This window comes from Methylobacterium sp. R2-1 (assembly GCF_014191355.1).
Lineage (GTDB): Bacteria > Pseudomonadota > Alphaproteobacteria > Rhizobiales > Beijerinckiaceae > Methylobacterium.
In genome coordinates this window covers 207,104-219,676 of the sequence record NZ_JACHWM010000014.1, presented here as the reverse complement: position 1 = coordinate 219,676, position 12,573 = coordinate 207,104, and the positions used below count along the sequence as shown (strand labels likewise).

The window sequence follows — 12,573 nt, the reverse complement described above, 5'->3', positions numbered from 1 at the left end:
GATCGTGCCGGTGGCCATGGAAGAGAAGCTGCGCTTCGCCATCCGCGAGGGCGGCCGCACCGTCGGCGCCGGCGTCGTCGCCGCCATCAACGACTAACCGCAAGCATCATCGACAGGGGACGTAAGAGGGGCGGGCCCTCGCGCCCGCTCCTCAACGTTTCCGCCGAGGTCAGGTCATGAACGGTCAGAACATCCGCATTCGCCTCAAGGCGTTCGATCACCGCATCCTCGATGCGTCCACCAAGGAGATCGTCTCGACCGCGCGCCGCACCGGCGCGCAGATCCGGGGCCCGATCCCGCTGCCGACGCATATCGAGAAGTTCACGGTGAATCGCTCGCCGCACATCGACAAGAAGTCACGCGAACAATTCGAGATGCGCACGCACAAGCGGGTGCTCGATATCGTCGACCCGACGCCGCAGACCGTGGACGCGCTGATGAAGCTCGACCTCGCCGCTGGCGTGGACGTGGAGATCAAGCTCTAAGTCCGCGCTGGATTTAGAGCTTACCGTTTCATCGCGCGAGGGAGAGACCTATGCGCTCAGGTGTCATCGCACGGAAGGTCGGCATGACCCGCGTCTTCACGGACGCAGGCGAGCATGTGCCCGTCACCGTGCTTCAAATCGATCAGTGCCAGGTTGTGGCACACCGCACGACCGAGAAGGACGGCTACGTCGCTCTTCAGGTCGGCGTCGGCAAGGCCAAGGTGAAGAACGTGTCGGCGGCCGAGCGCGGTCGCTTCGCGGTCGCCAAGGTCGAGCCCAAGAAGAAGCTCGCCGAGTTCCGCGTGTCGCAGGACGCGCTGATTCCGGTCGGTGCCGAGATCACCGCGGACCACTTCATCCCGGGCCAGTTCGTCGACGTGACGGGCACCAGCACGGGTAAGGGCTTCGCCGGCGGTATGAAGCGCTGGAACTTCGGCGGTCTGCGCGCCACCCACGGCGTGTCGATCTCGCACCGCTCGATCGGTTCGACCGGTGGCCGCCAGGATCCGGGCAAGACCTTCAAGAACAAGAAGATGCCGGGCCACCTTGGCGTCGAGCGCGTCACCACGCAGAACCTCAAGGTCGTCCGCACCGATCCGGAGCGCGGCCTGATCCTCGTCGAAGGCGCCGTACCCGGCGTTGCCGGCGGCTGGATCCAGGTTCGCGATTCGGTGAAGCGCAAGCTGCCGGCCGATGTGCCGCTGCCGGGCAAGTTCCGTGAGAACGGTTCCGCCGGCGGGTCCCAGGTCGACGCGGCCCCCGAGGCTCCGGCGTCCGAGGAGAACGCGTGATGAAACTCGATATCACCACGCTCGACGGCGGCTCCGCCGGCTCGGTCGAGCTCAACGAGGCGATCTTCGGCCTTGAGCCGCGCGCCGACATCCTGCAGCGCATGGTGCGCTACCAGCTCGCCAAGCGGCGCGCCGGCACCCACGCGGTCAAGAACCGCTCGGATGTCGATCGCACCTCGAAGAAGCTGTACAAGCAGAAGGGCACCGGTAACGCCCGCCACGGCGCCGCGTCCGCTCCGCAGTTCCGCGGCGGCGGCCGGGCCTTCGGTCCGGTGGTGCGCGACCACGGCCACGACCTGCCCAAGAAGGTCCGTGCGCTCGCCCTCAAGCACGCCCTGTCGTCGAAGGCCAAGACCTCGACCCTGATCGTCGTGGACGATATCAAGGTCGATAGCCACAAGACCAAGGCGATGATCGAGCGCTTCGAGAAGCTCGGCCTGTCGAGCGCACTGATCATCGGCGGCTCGGAAGTCGACGAGAACTTCGGTCGCGCCGCCCGCGCCATCCCGAAGATCGACGTGCTGCCCGTGCAGGGTGTCAACGTCTACGACATCCTGCGCCGCGACACGCTCGTGCTGACGCGCGCCGCCGTCGACGCGCTGGAGGAGCGTTTCAAATGAGTGCCGATCCGCGCCACTACGATGTGATCGTCTCCCCCGTCATCACGGAGAAGGCGACCAATCTCACCGAGCAGAACAAGGTTGTCTTCCGGGTTGCCCCGAAGGCTACCAAGCCGCAGATCAAGGAAGCGGTCGAGCGTCTGTTCGACGTCAAGGTCACGGGCGTGAACACGCTCACGACCAAGGGCAAGAAGAAGTTCTTCCGCGGGCAGCGCGGGCAGCGTTCGGACGTGAAGAAGGCGATCGTGACCCTCGCCGAGGGTGATTCGATCGACGTCACGACCGGCCTCTGAGACTTGAAGCGTTAGGATCAAGCCGATGGCCTTGAAGACATTCAAACCGGTCACGCCGAGCCTGCGCCAGCTCGTGCTCGTCGACCGCCGTGAGCTCTACAAGGGCAAGCCGGTAAAGGCGCTGACCGAGGGCAAGAGCTCCTCGGGCGGACGCAACAACCTGGGCCGCATCACCGTCCGCTTCCGCGGCGGTGGCCACAAGCGGGTCCTGCGCAACGTCGACTTCAAGCGTCGCGAGAACCTCAACGTTCCCGCGACGGTGGAGCGGATCGAGTACGATCCCAACCGCACCGCCTTCATCGCTCTCATCACCTTCCCCGATGGGAAGCAGAGCTACATCCTCGCCCCCCAGCGCCTGTCGCCGGGCGACAAGGTGGTCGCGGGTGAGAGCGTTGACGTGAAGCCGGGCAATGCCGCCCCGATCGGCTCCATGCCCGTGGGCACCATCGTCCACAACGTCGAGCTGAAGATCGGCAAGGGCGGCGCGATCGCCCGCTCCGCCGGCAACTACGCTCAGATCGTCGGACGCGACCAGGGCTACGTGACGCTGCGCCTGAACTCGGGCGAGCAGCGCCTCGTGCACGGCCAGTGCTTCGCGAGCGTCGGTGCGGTGTCGAACCCGGACCACATGAACATCTCGCTGGGTAAGGCCGGCCGCAACCGCTGGCTCGGCAAGCGCCCGCACAACCGCGGTGTCGCCATGAACCCGGTCGATCACCCGCACGGCGGTGGCGAGGGTCGCACCTCGGGCGGCCGGAACCCGGTGACGCCGTGGGGCGTGCCGACCAAGGGGAAGAAGACCCGGTCCAACAAGCGGACCGACACCTTCATCCTGTCCAGCCGCCATAACCGCAAGAAGTAACAGCCATGGCACGTTCCCTCTGGAAAGGGCCGTTCGTCGACGGCTACCTCCTCAAGAAGGCCGACGCCGCCCGCGGCGGAAGCCGCAACGAGGTCGTCAAGATCTGGAGCCGCCGCTCCACGATCCTCCCGCAGTTCGTCGGCATCACCTTCGGTGTGCACAACGGACACAAGCATATCCCGGTCTACGTTACCGAGGAGATGGTCGGTCACAAGTTCGGCGAGTTCTCGCCGACCCGCACCTTCCCCGGTCACGCGGCCGACAAGAAGGCGAAGAGGCGCTGAGATGGGCAAGCCTGCCACCCCCCGCGCGCTCCCCGAGAACGAAGCGAAGGCCGTCGCGCGGATGCTCCGCGTGTCGCCCCAGAAGCTCAACCTCGTGGCGGCGCTGATCCGCGGCAAGAAGGTCGATACGGCCCTTGCCGACCTCGAGTTCTCCCGCAAGCGCATCGCTCGCGATGTGAAGAAGTGCCTGGAGAGCGCGATCGCCAACGCCGAGAACAACCACGACCTCGACGTGGACGATCTCGTCGTGTCCCAGGCCTTCGTCGGCAAGGCGCTCGTTCTCAAGCGCTTCCACGCCCGTGCCCGCGGTCGCGGCGCGCGCATCCTGAAGCCCTTCTCGAACCTCACGATCGTGGTTCGCGAAGTGCGCGCTGAAGCGGCCTGAGGAGACCACCATGGGTCAGAAGATCAATCCGATCGGCCTGCGTCTCGGCATCAACCGGACCTGGGATTCCCGCTGGTTCGCCGAGAAGGGCGAGTACGCCAAGCTGATGCACGAGGATGTGGCCATCCGCGCCGCCCTCATGAAGCAGCTCAAGCAGGCCGCCGTCTCGAAGATCGTCATCGAGCGCCCGCACCGGAAGTGCCGCGTCACCATCCACTCGGGCCGTCCGGGCGTGGTGATCGGCAAGAAGGGCGCGGACATCGAGAAGCTGCGCAAGCTCGTCGGCACGATGACCAAAGCCGATGTGACGATCAACATCGTCGAGGTGCGTAAGCCCGAGATCGACGCGACGCTCGTCGCCGAGTCGATCGCGCAGCAGCTCGAGCGCCGTGTCGCGTTCCGTCGCGCCATGAAGCGGGCCGTTCAGTCGGCCATGCGTCTCGGCGCCGAGGGCATTCGCATCAACTGCGCCGGCCGTCTCGGCGGTGCGGAGATCGCCCGCACCGAGTGGTACCGTGAGGGCCGCGTTCCGCTGCACACGCTGCGCGCGGACGTCGATTACGGTACCGCCACCGCCTTCACGACCTACGGGACGTGCGGCATCAAGGTTTGGGTGTTCAAGGGCGAGATCCTCGAGCACGACCCGATGGCGCAGGACAAGAAGGCCCAGGAAGAGGGTGGCCGTTCCGGCGGGCGCCGCGAGCGTGACGGTGACGACCGGGGTGGCCGCGGCCGCCGCGAGCCGTCGCACGCCTGACGCTCGATCGCGTAGAGATCTTGAGAGGCTGCCATGCTGCAACCCAAGAAGACCAAATTCCGTAAGCAGTTCAAGGGTCGCATCCATGGCGCGGCCAAGGGCGGCTTCGAGCTGAACTTCGGCCAGTTCGGCCTCAAGTGCCTGGAGCCCGAGCGCATCACCGCGCGGCAGATCGAGGCGGCCCGCCGCGCGATCACCCGCGAGATGAAGCGTCAGGGCCGGGTGTGGATCCGGGTGTTCCCGGATCTACCCGTCACCGCCAAGCCCACCGAGGTCCGCATGGGCTCCGGTAAGGGTGCCCCCGAATACTGGGCGGCCCGTGTTCATCCGGGCCGCATCATGTTCGAGGTCGATGGCGTTGCCGAGGACATCGCCCGCGAGGCCCTGCGCCTTGGAGCCGCGAAGCTGCCGGTGCGCACCCGCGTCATCCAGCGCATCGCTGATTGATAGGAAGAGATCATGAAGTCCGACCAGAGACTGTCTGATCTGCGCGCTCTGTCGGCGGATCAGCTTTCCGACGAGCTCATCAGCCTGAAGAAGGAGCAGTTCAACCTGCGCTTCCAGGGCGCGACGGGCCAACTCGAGAACGTCGCCCGGGTCCGTGAGGTCCGCCGCGACATCGCCCGTGTCCGCACGCTGCAGCGTCAGAAGACGCTGGACGCGGCCAAGGCCTGAGGAGATTCCACATGCCCAAGCGCGTCCTTCAAGGCGTCGTCGTCAGCGACAAGACCGATAAGACCATTGTCGTGAAGGTGGAGCGTCGCTTCACCCACCCGGTGATGAAGAAGACGGTTCGCCGCTCGAAGAACTACCATGCGCACGACGAGGCCAACGTGGCCAAGGTCGGCCAGACGGTGTTCATCGAGGAATCCCGTCCCTACTCCAAGACCAAGACCTGGAAGCTGGTCGAGGATCAGGCGGCGGCGGCCGAGGCTGCCGGCACGGCGGCCTGATCGATCCGGCAGGATCCAATTTCGACGCGGGCGCGAGAGCTGAGGCTTTCGCGCCCGTTTTCGTTTTTCCGTTCGCAGACCGGTCCGTGGAAAGAGCACCGCTGTCCATCAGCCTGCATTCTCCAGAGTAGGTCGTGGAGGTGCCCGGCGCCCGAGGGTATCGGGTGACAGGTTTTCCGTTTGATCGCCTTAGTTCCGCACGTCGCCGTCATCGCGAGGCGAAGCCGAAGTGATCCAGGGCGCGACCTCTCCCGAGCATGCGGAAACCTGGATTGCTTTCGCCTCGCCACGCGAGCACGGAGAGGACATCGATCGTGAGGGTGGATGTTTTCGCCTCTCGGCCGACAAGTCCGTGAAGGGCCCTGCACCGGCAAGACCCACGTCATCCGCTACATTGCCTCGAACCGTCCCGAGCGCACGACGGTCCTGATCACAGCCGAGCAGGTCACAATGCTCGGCCGCTACATGCTGCTTGCCCGCACGCTCCAGCCCAGTATCGTCGTGCCGAGGATGTCGATTGGTCGGCCGCTTCCGTGAGGGCATGAACAGCCCCAATACCGAGGTGCTGCTCAACCGTCTGCTCAACGAGACGGACGGCCTGCACGACGACGCCGACGTGCTGTTCATTCTCACCACCGATCGTCCTGAAGAGATCGAGGAGGCGCTGGTCTCACGCCCCGGTCGCGTGGACGAAGCGATCGAGATCACGAACCCGGACGCCACCTGCCGCGGTCGGCTCGCCACCCTCTACGGACAGGCCCTGGCTTTCGAGGAAGGAGCGATCGAGGCCATCGTCCCGATCGGAGGGAGCGAGCGCGGCCTTCATCAAGGAGATGGTCCGCCGCCTCGCACAAGCCGCCGTTGCCGCGGGCTCGGACAACCGGATCACGACCGCGACGGTCGAAGCTGTCCTCGGCGAAGCGGTCGGCAGCCGCAACCGCATCGGCCGCCGGATCGTCGGCCTCGCGCCCGGTCGCGTAGGCAAGCAGGCGTCGCCCTCGGACGGCTGTGATGCGATCTCTGAAGCCTCATCCCGAATGCCGGACGGGGCGTGAGAGACGCCGGCTCGCACAGGCCGCGGGAAACCCCACATCCGACCCGCCGAACGGGCCCGCAGCCACCCTGACGCAGCCGCGAGGATGAGCGCCGTCCCACCCTCAGCGCTTCTTCTTCGGATCGCGGTTGCCTGCCGCGCGGATCAGGCCAGCGAGGCCCGCCTCGATCACCATCTCGGCGGCCTCGGAGGGTGAGAGCCAGCGCGCCTCGCGCTGTCCTCGCTCGGGGAACTTCTTGAGCTGCTTGCGCACCTCGAGCGGGAATACCGTCACCTGGCAGAGCACCGCATCGCGGTTTTTCAGGCGCTTCTCGTAGAGATAGAAACCAATCGGGCGCTTGCCGACGCGGCCGACAATGCCGGCCTCCTCGTAGGCCTCGCGGGCGGCCGCCTCGAACGGCTTGCGCCCCTTCATCGGCCAGCCCTTCGGGATGATCCAGCGCCGCGTCTCGCGGGAGGTGACGAGCAGCACTTCCGTTCCGCCCTCAGGCGTCCGGCGCATCGGCAACACGCCGACCTGGGGCCGCGCTTCGCGGCTGCTCTCGATCGGGCCGGCCGTCATACTTCTGAAACGCCCTGCGGCCGGCGCAGTTCGCGCTCAGCGTTTGCCTCCGGGCCTGTCCCGATCGGGCCAAGACAAGGCCAAACTTCCTTGAAGGATTGATGACGGGGAGGCACGTCGCTGCGATCGAAGCTGCCGTCGCCTTTCAGCTCTGAGCGACAAGGGTCACTACCGGAAGCAGGGGCTGTAACTCAATCGAAATTTAACCGGCAAAGGGACTCGACGCGCGCGGTCTCCGGCGATCAACTCGCGGTCGACAGGTTCTCGATGAGTGCGTTCAGATCGGCCCGCATGGCCTGGATCTCCGGCTCCGACATGTTCAGCTGGCACATGACGGATTGGCGGACGGCGATTGCCTCCGAGCGGAGCGCCCGGCCCTGATCGGTCAAAGCAATCTCCACCTCCCGCTCGTCGGACTGACGGCGGCTGCGATTCAGCAGCCTGCTCGTTTCAAGCCGCTTGAGGACGGGCGTGAGTGTGCCGGAATCCAGGCGCAAGCGTCGGCCGATCTCGGAGACGGTAATGCCGTCGTTCTCCCAGAGCACGAGCAGGACGAGATATTGCGGGTAAGTCAGCCCCATCCGTTCGAGCATCGGCCGGTACGACTTCGTCATCCGGTGAGCCGCAGCGTAGAGCGCGTAGCAGAGCTGGTTGTCGAGCAGCAGCGGATCCCTCAGCACCTCTGCGCTCTCATTGGGAGCATTCACGGTTCACATCCTGCCGTTCGACAACGCCTTCCGGCCGGCCACACCAGGAAAAGGGGCGCCTACCTGCCAGTGATCTTCAACCCTGCCGCGCTTCCCGACGATAACGGATGCAAGCCGGCAAGGCATATGCACAATTGTCCCAGTGCCCGCGTCCCGGTGTTTTCTCCACCGCCGGTTCGGACTCTCGTTCTTACCTCTCTTGGGCGAACACGCAAAAAGGCGGCCCTGAGGCCGCCTTTCGCACGTGTCGCATTGTCACCGGATCTGCCGCGCATCGCGGCAGGAGACGAGCTCAGGCGGCGTCGCCAGTCTCGACCGCGGTCGGGCCGGAATCCTTGCCGCGGGCATCGACGTCGCGGTCCACGAACTCGATGACGGCCATGGGAGCGTTGTCGCCGTAGCGGAAGCCCGCCTTCATGATGCGGCAGTAGCCGCCCGGACGCGACTGGTAGCGCGGCCCGAGCACCGTGAAGAGCTTCTTGACCATGTCGGCGTCACGGATCTGCGCCATGGCGAGGCGGCGAGCATGGATGCTGTCGGTGCGGCCAAGCGAGATCAGCTTCTCGACGACCGGACGCAGATCCTTGGCCTTCGGAAGAGTCGTGACGATCTGCTCGTGCTTGATCAGCGCGGCGGACATGTTGGTGAACATCGCCTTCCGATGCTCGGCGGTACGGTTAAAGCGGCGACCGCGATAGGCGTGACGCATGGTGGCTGGTCCTTCTCAGTCACGGCCGCCGTGCCACGGTACGGCCGAGTGCCCTAAGGCTGTTTTCAAGAATCCGCATAACCCCGCGGCGGGATTTTTGTAGAAGTGCCCGCCCCGGCTTCGCTGGGGCGGGAGGTCGAGCCGACGCATTTCGCGCTGGATCGGATCGGCCAAGCAAGCGACGCCGTGCCGCGCCGCCAAGTTCGACCCGGGGCAGACCTCGCCCGCTCAGTAGTGCTCTTCGAAGCGCTTGGCGAGATCCTCGATGTTCTCCGGCGGCCAGCCGGGAACGTCCATGCCGAGGTGCAGGCCCATGCCGGCGAGCACTTCCTTGATCTCGTTGAGCGACTTGCGGCCGAAGTTCGGCGTGCGCAGCATCTCGCCCTCCGACTTCTGAATGAGGTCGCCGATATAGACGATGTTGTCGTTCTTCAGGCAGTTCGCCGAACGGACCGACAGCTCCAGCTCGTCCACCTTCTTGAGCAGCGCCGGGTTGAAGGGGAGCTGCGGCGCGAGCGGCGCGGCCTCTTCCTTGCGGGGCTCCTCGAAGTTCACGAAGACCTGGAGCTGATCCTGGATGATGCGGGCGGCATAGGCCAGCGCATCTTCCGGCGAGACGGCACCGTTGGTCTCGACCGTCATGGTCAGCTTGTCCTTGTCGAGATCCTGGCCCTCACGGGTGGTCTCGACGCGGTAGCTGACCTTGGTCACCGGCGAGTAGAGCGCATCGACCGGGATCAGGCCGATCGGCGCGTCCTCGGGGCGGTTGCGGTCGGCCGGGACGTAGCCCTTGCCAGTGGCGACGGTGAATTCCATGCGGATCTCGGCCCCGTCGTCCAGGGTGCAGATCACGAGGTCGGGATTCAGGATCTGGATGTCGCCGACGGCGCCGATATCACCCGCGGTGACGAGGCCGGGGCCCGTCTTGCGCAGGGTCATGCGCTTGGGCTGGTCGGTCTGCGAGCGAATGGCGATGGTCTTGATGTTGAGGACGATGTCGGTCACGTCCTCACGCACGCCGGGGATCGACGAGAACTCGTGCAGCACGCCGTCGATCTGCACCGAGGTGACCGCGGCGCCCTGAAGCGAGGAGAGCAGCACGCGGCGCAGGGAGTTGCCGAGGGTCGTGCCGAAGCCGCGCTCCAGCGGCTCGGCCACGACGGTGGCGACCCGCTTGGGATCGTCGCCGGCGGAGACCTGCAGCTTGTTCGGCTTGATGAGCTCTTGCCAGTTCTTCTGAATGACCACGGTCCTACCTCTTGCCAAACCTGCGCCGCCGGCGTCCCGGAAGGCGCTTCGGCCGGTCCTCAAATGCTCTGAGAGCATCCGGACCGGTCCCAAAAATCACTGCTGCTCGCCCGCCACCCAGAGGGCGGGGACGAAGCTGTAGCCCTCACGGTCGCGAGCCACATATCCGAACGCCGGGAACTCGAGATGCGAGCCGGCGATGAAGGTCTTCTCGATCGCCACCTCGTCGAGCACGCGCTTGCGAGTGGCGCAGGCCTGATCTCCGTCGACGTCGAAGGCGACACCCGCTTCCGGCTGCTTGAACTGGATCGCCGGCATATGCACCACGTCCGTCCACATCAGCAGGGACTTGTCCCCCGATACAATCCGCATGCCGCAATGCCCCGGCGTATGGCCGGGCAATGGCACGGCGGTGATGCCAGGGACCAGCTCGCCGCCCTCATGCTTGCGCAGCCGGGCGGCATAGGGTGAGACAGCCTTGCGGGCGTTCTCGAAATACGGCTTCGCCTCGTCCGGCGCCCGCGACAGCGCCTCGTCGGGAAGCCAGTGCGCAGCTTCCGTCGTGTGCATCACGAGCTCCGCGTTCGGATAGGCCGCGGTTCCATCCTCCTTGATGAGCCCGCCCGCATGGTCGGGATGGAGGTGGGTGAGGAGCACGGTCTCGATCTCCTCCGGCTTCACGCCGGCGAGAGCGAGCGCGGCCGGCACCCGGCCCATCGTGGCGGGGCCGAGATGGCCGTAGCCCGAATCGATCAGCACCGGCTTGCGGCCGGCGCCGGTGACGAGGAAGGCGTTGAGCGTGACGACCGGAGCCTGGGAACGGAAGCCCGCACGCTGGAGCGCGCCGGCCTCCTCCTTGGAGATACCCGTGACGAGATCGAGGGAGCCCTGAAACCAGCCGTCGTTGAGCGCGGTGACCGTGAGGTCGCCGAGGTTCCAACGCAGCGCGCCGGGAAGGGGCTTCGATCCGTCCGCCATGGGCTTCTCCGTCCGAGGGGGCTCCGGTGTCGTCCGATCAGACGCGGCGGCGCTTGCGCGGGCGGCAGCCGTTGTGCGGGATCGAGGTGACGTCGCGGATCGAGGTCACGGTGAAACCAGCGGCCTGGAGCGCGCGCAGCGCCGACTCGCGGCCCGAACCGGGACCGGAGACCTCGACCTCGAGGGTGCGCATGCCGTGCTCGGAAGCCTTGCGGCCAGCATCCTCGGCGGCGACCTGGGCTGCGTACGGGGTCGACTTGCGCGAGCCCTTGAAGCCCATCGCGCCGGCAGACGACCAAGAGATCGTGTTGCCCTGCGCGTCGGTGATGGTGATCATCGTGTTGTTGAACGAGGCATTCACGTGCGCCACGCCAGAGACGATGTTCTTGCGTTCGCGGCGGCGGACGCGGGTCGGTTCCTTGGCCATCTTTTTCTCGCTGGTCCTTCAATCACGCCCGTAACACCAGGCGCTCGGGATTCTTTTGTCACCTGGGCGCGGCTGCCGTGCAGCACCGTCCCGATCAACCGACGACGCCGAGTGACAGCCGACGCGACGGAGAGAAGGCCGAGCCAAGCACGGCCTTCCGATGCCAGATATTACTTCTTCTTGCCGGCGATCGGCTTCGCCTTGCCCTTGCGGGTACGGGCGTTGGTGTGGGTACGCTGGCCGCGGACGGGGAGCTGCTTGCGGTGACGCAGGCCGCGGTAGCAGCCGAGATCCATCAGGCGCTTGATGTTCATCGAGACTTCACGCCGCAGATCGCCCTCGACGAGGTAATCACGGTCGATGGTCTCGCGGATCTGGAGCACCTCGGCGTCGGTGAGCTGGTTCACCCGGCGCTCGGCCGGGATGCCGACCTTCTCGGTGATCTCCTCGGCCTTCTTCGGGCCGATGCCGTGGATGTACTGGAGCGCGATGACGACGCGCTTGGCGGTCGGGATGTTGACGCCTGCGATACGGGCCAAGATGATCTCTCCATGTGGCGGGCCGCTCGGCCTGCCATCACACAAGGATAAGCGCGCGTCCGGTGGAGGCCGGCCCCTGCACGCCCGCCCGAAACGACAAATCGGTCCGCAAGCAGCCTCTCAGAGGTGCCTCGAACCACATCCCGTTTGGACGAAGGGGGTCCGCCTAGCGCGGGGCCGCTGACTTGTCAACGCTTTGCAAACCGGAATGCACTTCGGGGCCGCCGGCCGACCAGCCATGCACGGGAAGACATGAGAAAGCCCGCCCCGTCGAAACGGCGGCGGGCTTCAAGATCGTCGCTCGTCGGTGGCCTCAGGAGGCGGCCGTTTCGCGGAAACCGTCGAGCAGGCGGGTCACCTCTGCCGTGACGTCATCGATCGGCTTCATGCCGTCGATCTTCCGCAACAGGCCGGTTCCGGCGTAGTGGTCCGAGAGCGGCGCCGTCTGCTTCCTGTAGGCGTCGAGGCGCGTCTTGAAGACTTCCGGCGTGTCGTCCTTGCGCACCGGTTGTCCGCGGGCGGCGGTCTCCTCAGCACGCTTGGCGATGCGGCCGACCAGGGCGTTTTCGTCCACGACGAATTCCACCACCGCGTCGAGAGCGATGCCCTTCTCCGCCAGCATGGCATCGAGAGCCTTGGCCTGCTCAACCGTCCGCGGGAAGCCGTCGAGGATGAAGCCGTTCTTGGCGTCCGCCTCCTCGATGCGGTCGGCGACGATCCCGACCACGACCGCGTCCGGCACGAGGCCGCCGCTCTCCATGATCGACTTCGCCTCCAGTCCCACCGGCGTCCTGGCGGCCACCGCCGCGCGCAGCATGTCGCCCGTCGAAAGCTGCGGAACGCGGTAGCGCTCCACGATACGCTCGGACTGCGTGCCCTTCCCCGCTCCCGGCGGTCCGAGCAGAATGATCCGCATAGC

21 protein-coding genes and 1 pseudogene are annotated in these 12,573 nt (G+C 66.1%); 14 read left to right on the top strand and 8 right to left on the bottom strand.

Annotated elements, in window-relative coordinates:
• The 14 genes and pseudogenes from FHU13_RS20180 to FHU13_RS20120 form a co-directional block, all read left to right on the top strand.
• Positions 1-97: pseudogene (locus FHU13_RS20180) on the top strand (elongation factor Tu); the annotation flags it as partial.
• 79 nt (positions 98-176) lie between these two features.
• Entirely contained in the window at positions 177-485 is a 309-nt protein-coding gene (rpsJ, locus tag FHU13_RS20175) for a 30S ribosomal protein S10 (RefSeq protein WP_003597088.1), read from the top strand.
• Between the two features lie 50 nt (positions 486-535).
• Positions 536-1,276, top strand: a complete 741-nt coding sequence (rplC, locus tag FHU13_RS20170; RefSeq protein WP_183437624.1) for a 50S ribosomal protein L3 — start codon at positions 536-538, stop codon at positions 1,274-1,276.
• Complete coding sequence (rplD, locus tag FHU13_RS20165; RefSeq protein WP_183437623.1) at positions 1,276-1,896, top strand: 50S ribosomal protein L4; 621 nt, start codon at positions 1,276-1,278, stop codon at positions 1,894-1,896. The genes rplC and rplD overlap by 1 nt, the downstream gene beginning before the upstream one ends.
• Positions 1,893-2,189, top strand: a complete 297-nt coding sequence (locus tag FHU13_RS20160; RefSeq protein ID WP_183437622.1) for a 50S ribosomal protein L23 — start codon at positions 1,893-1,895, stop codon at positions 2,187-2,189. The genes rplD and FHU13_RS20160 overlap by 4 nt, the downstream gene beginning before the upstream one ends.
• A gap of 25 nt (positions 2,190-2,214) precedes the next feature.
• Positions 2,215-3,051 carry a 50S ribosomal protein L2 gene (gene rplB / locus FHU13_RS20155; protein ID WP_183437621.1) on the top strand — a complete coding sequence of 279 codons (837 nt, stop codon included), beginning with the start codon at positions 2,215-2,217 and terminating at the stop codon, positions 3,049-3,051.
• 5 nt (positions 3,052-3,056) lie between these two features.
• The gene (gene rpsS, locus FHU13_RS20150) at positions 3,057-3,335 is read left to right on the top strand and encodes a 30S ribosomal protein S19 (RefSeq protein ID WP_003597098.1); all 279 of its coding nucleotides are present in this window, start codon (positions 3,057-3,059) and stop codon (positions 3,333-3,335) included.
• A 1-nt stretch (position 3,336) separates the two neighbouring features.
• Positions 3,337-3,720 carry a 50S ribosomal protein L22 gene (rplV, locus tag FHU13_RS20145; RefSeq protein ID WP_009865531.1) on the top strand — a complete coding sequence of 128 codons (384 nt, stop codon included), beginning with the start codon at positions 3,337-3,339 and terminating at the stop codon, positions 3,718-3,720.
• Positions 3,721-3,730: 10 nt separating this feature from the next.
• Positions 3,731-4,477: a 30S ribosomal protein S3 gene (gene rpsC, locus FHU13_RS20140; RefSeq protein ID WP_003597102.1), complete on the top strand. Its 747-nt coding sequence runs from the start codon at positions 3,731-3,733 to the stop codon at positions 4,475-4,477.
• 33 nt (positions 4,478-4,510) lie between these two features.
• Positions 4,511-4,924, top strand: a complete 414-nt coding sequence (gene rplP / locus FHU13_RS20135) for a 50S ribosomal protein L16 (RefSeq protein WP_017485512.1) — start codon at positions 4,511-4,513, stop codon at positions 4,922-4,924.
• Positions 4,925-4,936: 12 nt separating this feature from the next.
• Entirely contained in the window at positions 4,937-5,152 is a 216-nt protein-coding gene (gene rpmC / locus FHU13_RS20130) for a 50S ribosomal protein L29 (protein ID WP_003597107.1), read from the top strand.
• Positions 5,153-5,163: 11 nt separating this feature from the next.
• Positions 5,164-5,430 carry a 30S ribosomal protein S17 gene (gene rpsQ, locus FHU13_RS20125; protein ID WP_183437620.1) on the top strand — a complete coding sequence of 89 codons (267 nt, stop codon included), beginning with the start codon at positions 5,164-5,166 and terminating at the stop codon, positions 5,428-5,430.
• Positions 5,431-5,754: 324 nt separating this feature from the next.
• Entirely contained in the window at positions 5,755-5,967 is a 213-nt protein-coding gene (locus tag FHU13_RS27900) for a hypothetical protein (protein WP_246714759.1), read from the top strand.
• Between the two features lie 4 nt (positions 5,968-5,971).
• Positions 5,972-6,442, top strand: a complete 471-nt coding sequence (locus FHU13_RS20120) for an AAA family ATPase (protein ID WP_246714758.1) — start codon at positions 5,972-5,974, stop codon at positions 6,440-6,442.
• A gap of 145 nt (positions 6,443-6,587) precedes the next feature.
• Here the strand turns inward: FHU13_RS20120 and FHU13_RS20115 are convergent, their stop codons facing one another.
• The 8 genes from FHU13_RS20115 to FHU13_RS20080 all read right to left on the bottom strand — a co-directional run bounded on the left by FHU13_RS20115 (position 6,588) and on the right by FHU13_RS20080 (position 12,570).
• Positions 6,588-7,046: an NUDIX hydrolase gene (locus FHU13_RS20115; protein WP_183437619.1), complete on the bottom strand. Its 459-nt coding sequence runs from the start codon at positions 7,044-7,046 to the stop codon at positions 6,588-6,590.
• 242 nt (positions 7,047-7,288) lie between these two features.
• Complete coding sequence (locus FHU13_RS20110; protein ID WP_183437618.1) at positions 7,289-7,753, bottom strand: MarR family winged helix-turn-helix transcriptional regulator; 465 nt, start codon at positions 7,751-7,753, stop codon at positions 7,289-7,291.
• Between the two features lie 292 nt (positions 7,754-8,045).
• On the bottom strand, positions 8,046-8,462 hold the full coding sequence (gene rplQ, locus FHU13_RS20105; RefSeq protein WP_183437617.1) for a 50S ribosomal protein L17: 417 nt from the start codon (positions 8,460-8,462) through the stop codon (positions 8,046-8,048).
• A gap of 228 nt (positions 8,463-8,690) precedes the next feature.
• Entirely contained in the window at positions 8,691-9,710 is a 1,020-nt protein-coding gene (locus tag FHU13_RS20100; protein ID WP_017485517.1) for a DNA-directed RNA polymerase subunit alpha, read from the bottom strand.
• A gap of 96 nt (positions 9,711-9,806) precedes the next feature.
• Positions 9,807-10,688 carry an MBL fold metallo-hydrolase gene (locus FHU13_RS20095; RefSeq protein WP_183437616.1) on the bottom strand — a complete coding sequence of 294 codons (882 nt, stop codon included), beginning with the start codon at positions 10,686-10,688 and terminating at the stop codon, positions 9,807-9,809.
• Positions 10,689-10,725: 37 nt separating this feature from the next.
• Positions 10,726-11,115, bottom strand: a complete 390-nt coding sequence (rpsK, locus tag FHU13_RS20090) for a 30S ribosomal protein S11 (protein ID WP_183437615.1) — start codon at positions 11,113-11,115, stop codon at positions 10,726-10,728.
• A gap of 170 nt (positions 11,116-11,285) precedes the next feature.
• Entirely contained in the window at positions 11,286-11,654 is a 369-nt protein-coding gene (gene rpsM / locus FHU13_RS20085) for a 30S ribosomal protein S13 (RefSeq protein WP_012454040.1), read from the bottom strand.
• 313 nt (positions 11,655-11,967) lie between these two features.
• Positions 11,968-12,570 (bottom strand): adenylate kinase, encoded by a 603-nt coding sequence (locus FHU13_RS20080; RefSeq protein WP_183437614.1) that lies wholly within the window; start codon positions 12,568-12,570, stop codon positions 11,968-11,970.
• Positions 12,571-12,573: the final 3 nt, after the last annotated feature.

Excerpts from the sequence above, each read along its gene's own strand:
- rpsJ (WP_003597088.1), top strand. The coding sequence starts at position 177 with ATGAACGGTCAGAACATCCGCATTCGCCTCAAGGCGTTCGATCACCGC.
- rplC (WP_183437624.1), top strand. The coding sequence starts at position 536 with ATGCGCTCAGGTGTCATCGCACGGAAGGTCGGCATGACCCGCGTCTTC.
- rplD (WP_183437623.1), top strand. The coding sequence starts at position 1,276 with ATGAAACTCGATATCACCACGCTCGACGGCGGCTCCGCCGGCTCGGTC.
- FHU13_RS20160 (WP_183437622.1), top strand. The coding sequence starts at position 1,893 with ATGAGTGCCGATCCGCGCCACTACGATGTGATCGTCTCCCCCGTCATC.
- rplB (WP_183437621.1), top strand. The coding sequence starts at position 2,215 with ATGGCCTTGAAGACATTCAAACCGGTCACGCCGAGCCTGCGCCAGCTC.
- rpsS (WP_003597098.1), top strand. The coding sequence starts at position 3,057 with ATGGCACGTTCCCTCTGGAAAGGGCCGTTCGTCGACGGCTACCTCCTC.
- rplV (WP_009865531.1), top strand. The coding sequence starts at position 3,337 with ATGGGCAAGCCTGCCACCCCCCGCGCGCTCCCCGAGAACGAAGCGAAG.
- rpsC (WP_003597102.1), top strand. The coding sequence starts at position 3,731 with ATGGGTCAGAAGATCAATCCGATCGGCCTGCGTCTCGGCATCAACCGG.
- rplP (WP_017485512.1), top strand. The coding sequence starts at position 4,511 with ATGCTGCAACCCAAGAAGACCAAATTCCGTAAGCAGTTCAAGGGTCGC.
- rpmC (WP_003597107.1), top strand. The coding sequence starts at position 4,937 with ATGAAGTCCGACCAGAGACTGTCTGATCTGCGCGCTCTGTCGGCGGAT.
- rpsQ (WP_183437620.1), top strand. The coding sequence starts at position 5,164 with ATGCCCAAGCGCGTCCTTCAAGGCGTCGTCGTCAGCGACAAGACCGAT.
- FHU13_RS27900 (WP_246714759.1), top strand. The coding sequence starts at position 5,755 with ATGTTTTCGCCTCTCGGCCGACAAGTCCGTGAAGGGCCCTGCACCGGC.
- FHU13_RS20120 (WP_246714758.1), top strand. The coding sequence starts at position 5,972 with ATGAACAGCCCCAATACCGAGGTGCTGCTCAACCGTCTGCTCAACGAG.
- FHU13_RS20115 (WP_183437619.1), bottom strand. The coding sequence starts at position 7,046 with ATGACGGCCGGCCCGATCGAGAGCAGCCGCGAAGCGCGGCCCCAGGTC.
- rplQ (WP_183437617.1), bottom strand. The coding sequence starts at position 8,462 with ATGCGTCACGCCTATCGCGGTCGCCGCTTTAACCGTACCGCCGAGCAT.
- FHU13_RS20095 (WP_183437616.1), bottom strand. The coding sequence starts at position 10,688 with ATGGCGGACGGATCGAAGCCCCTTCCCGGCGCGCTGCGTTGGAACCTC.
- rpsK (WP_183437615.1), bottom strand. The coding sequence starts at position 11,115 with ATGGCCAAGGAACCGACCCGCGTCCGCCGCCGCGAACGCAAGAACATC.
- FHU13_RS20080 (WP_183437614.1), bottom strand. The coding sequence starts at position 12,570 with ATGCGGATCATTCTGCTCGGACCGCCGGGAGCGGGGAAGGGCACGCAG.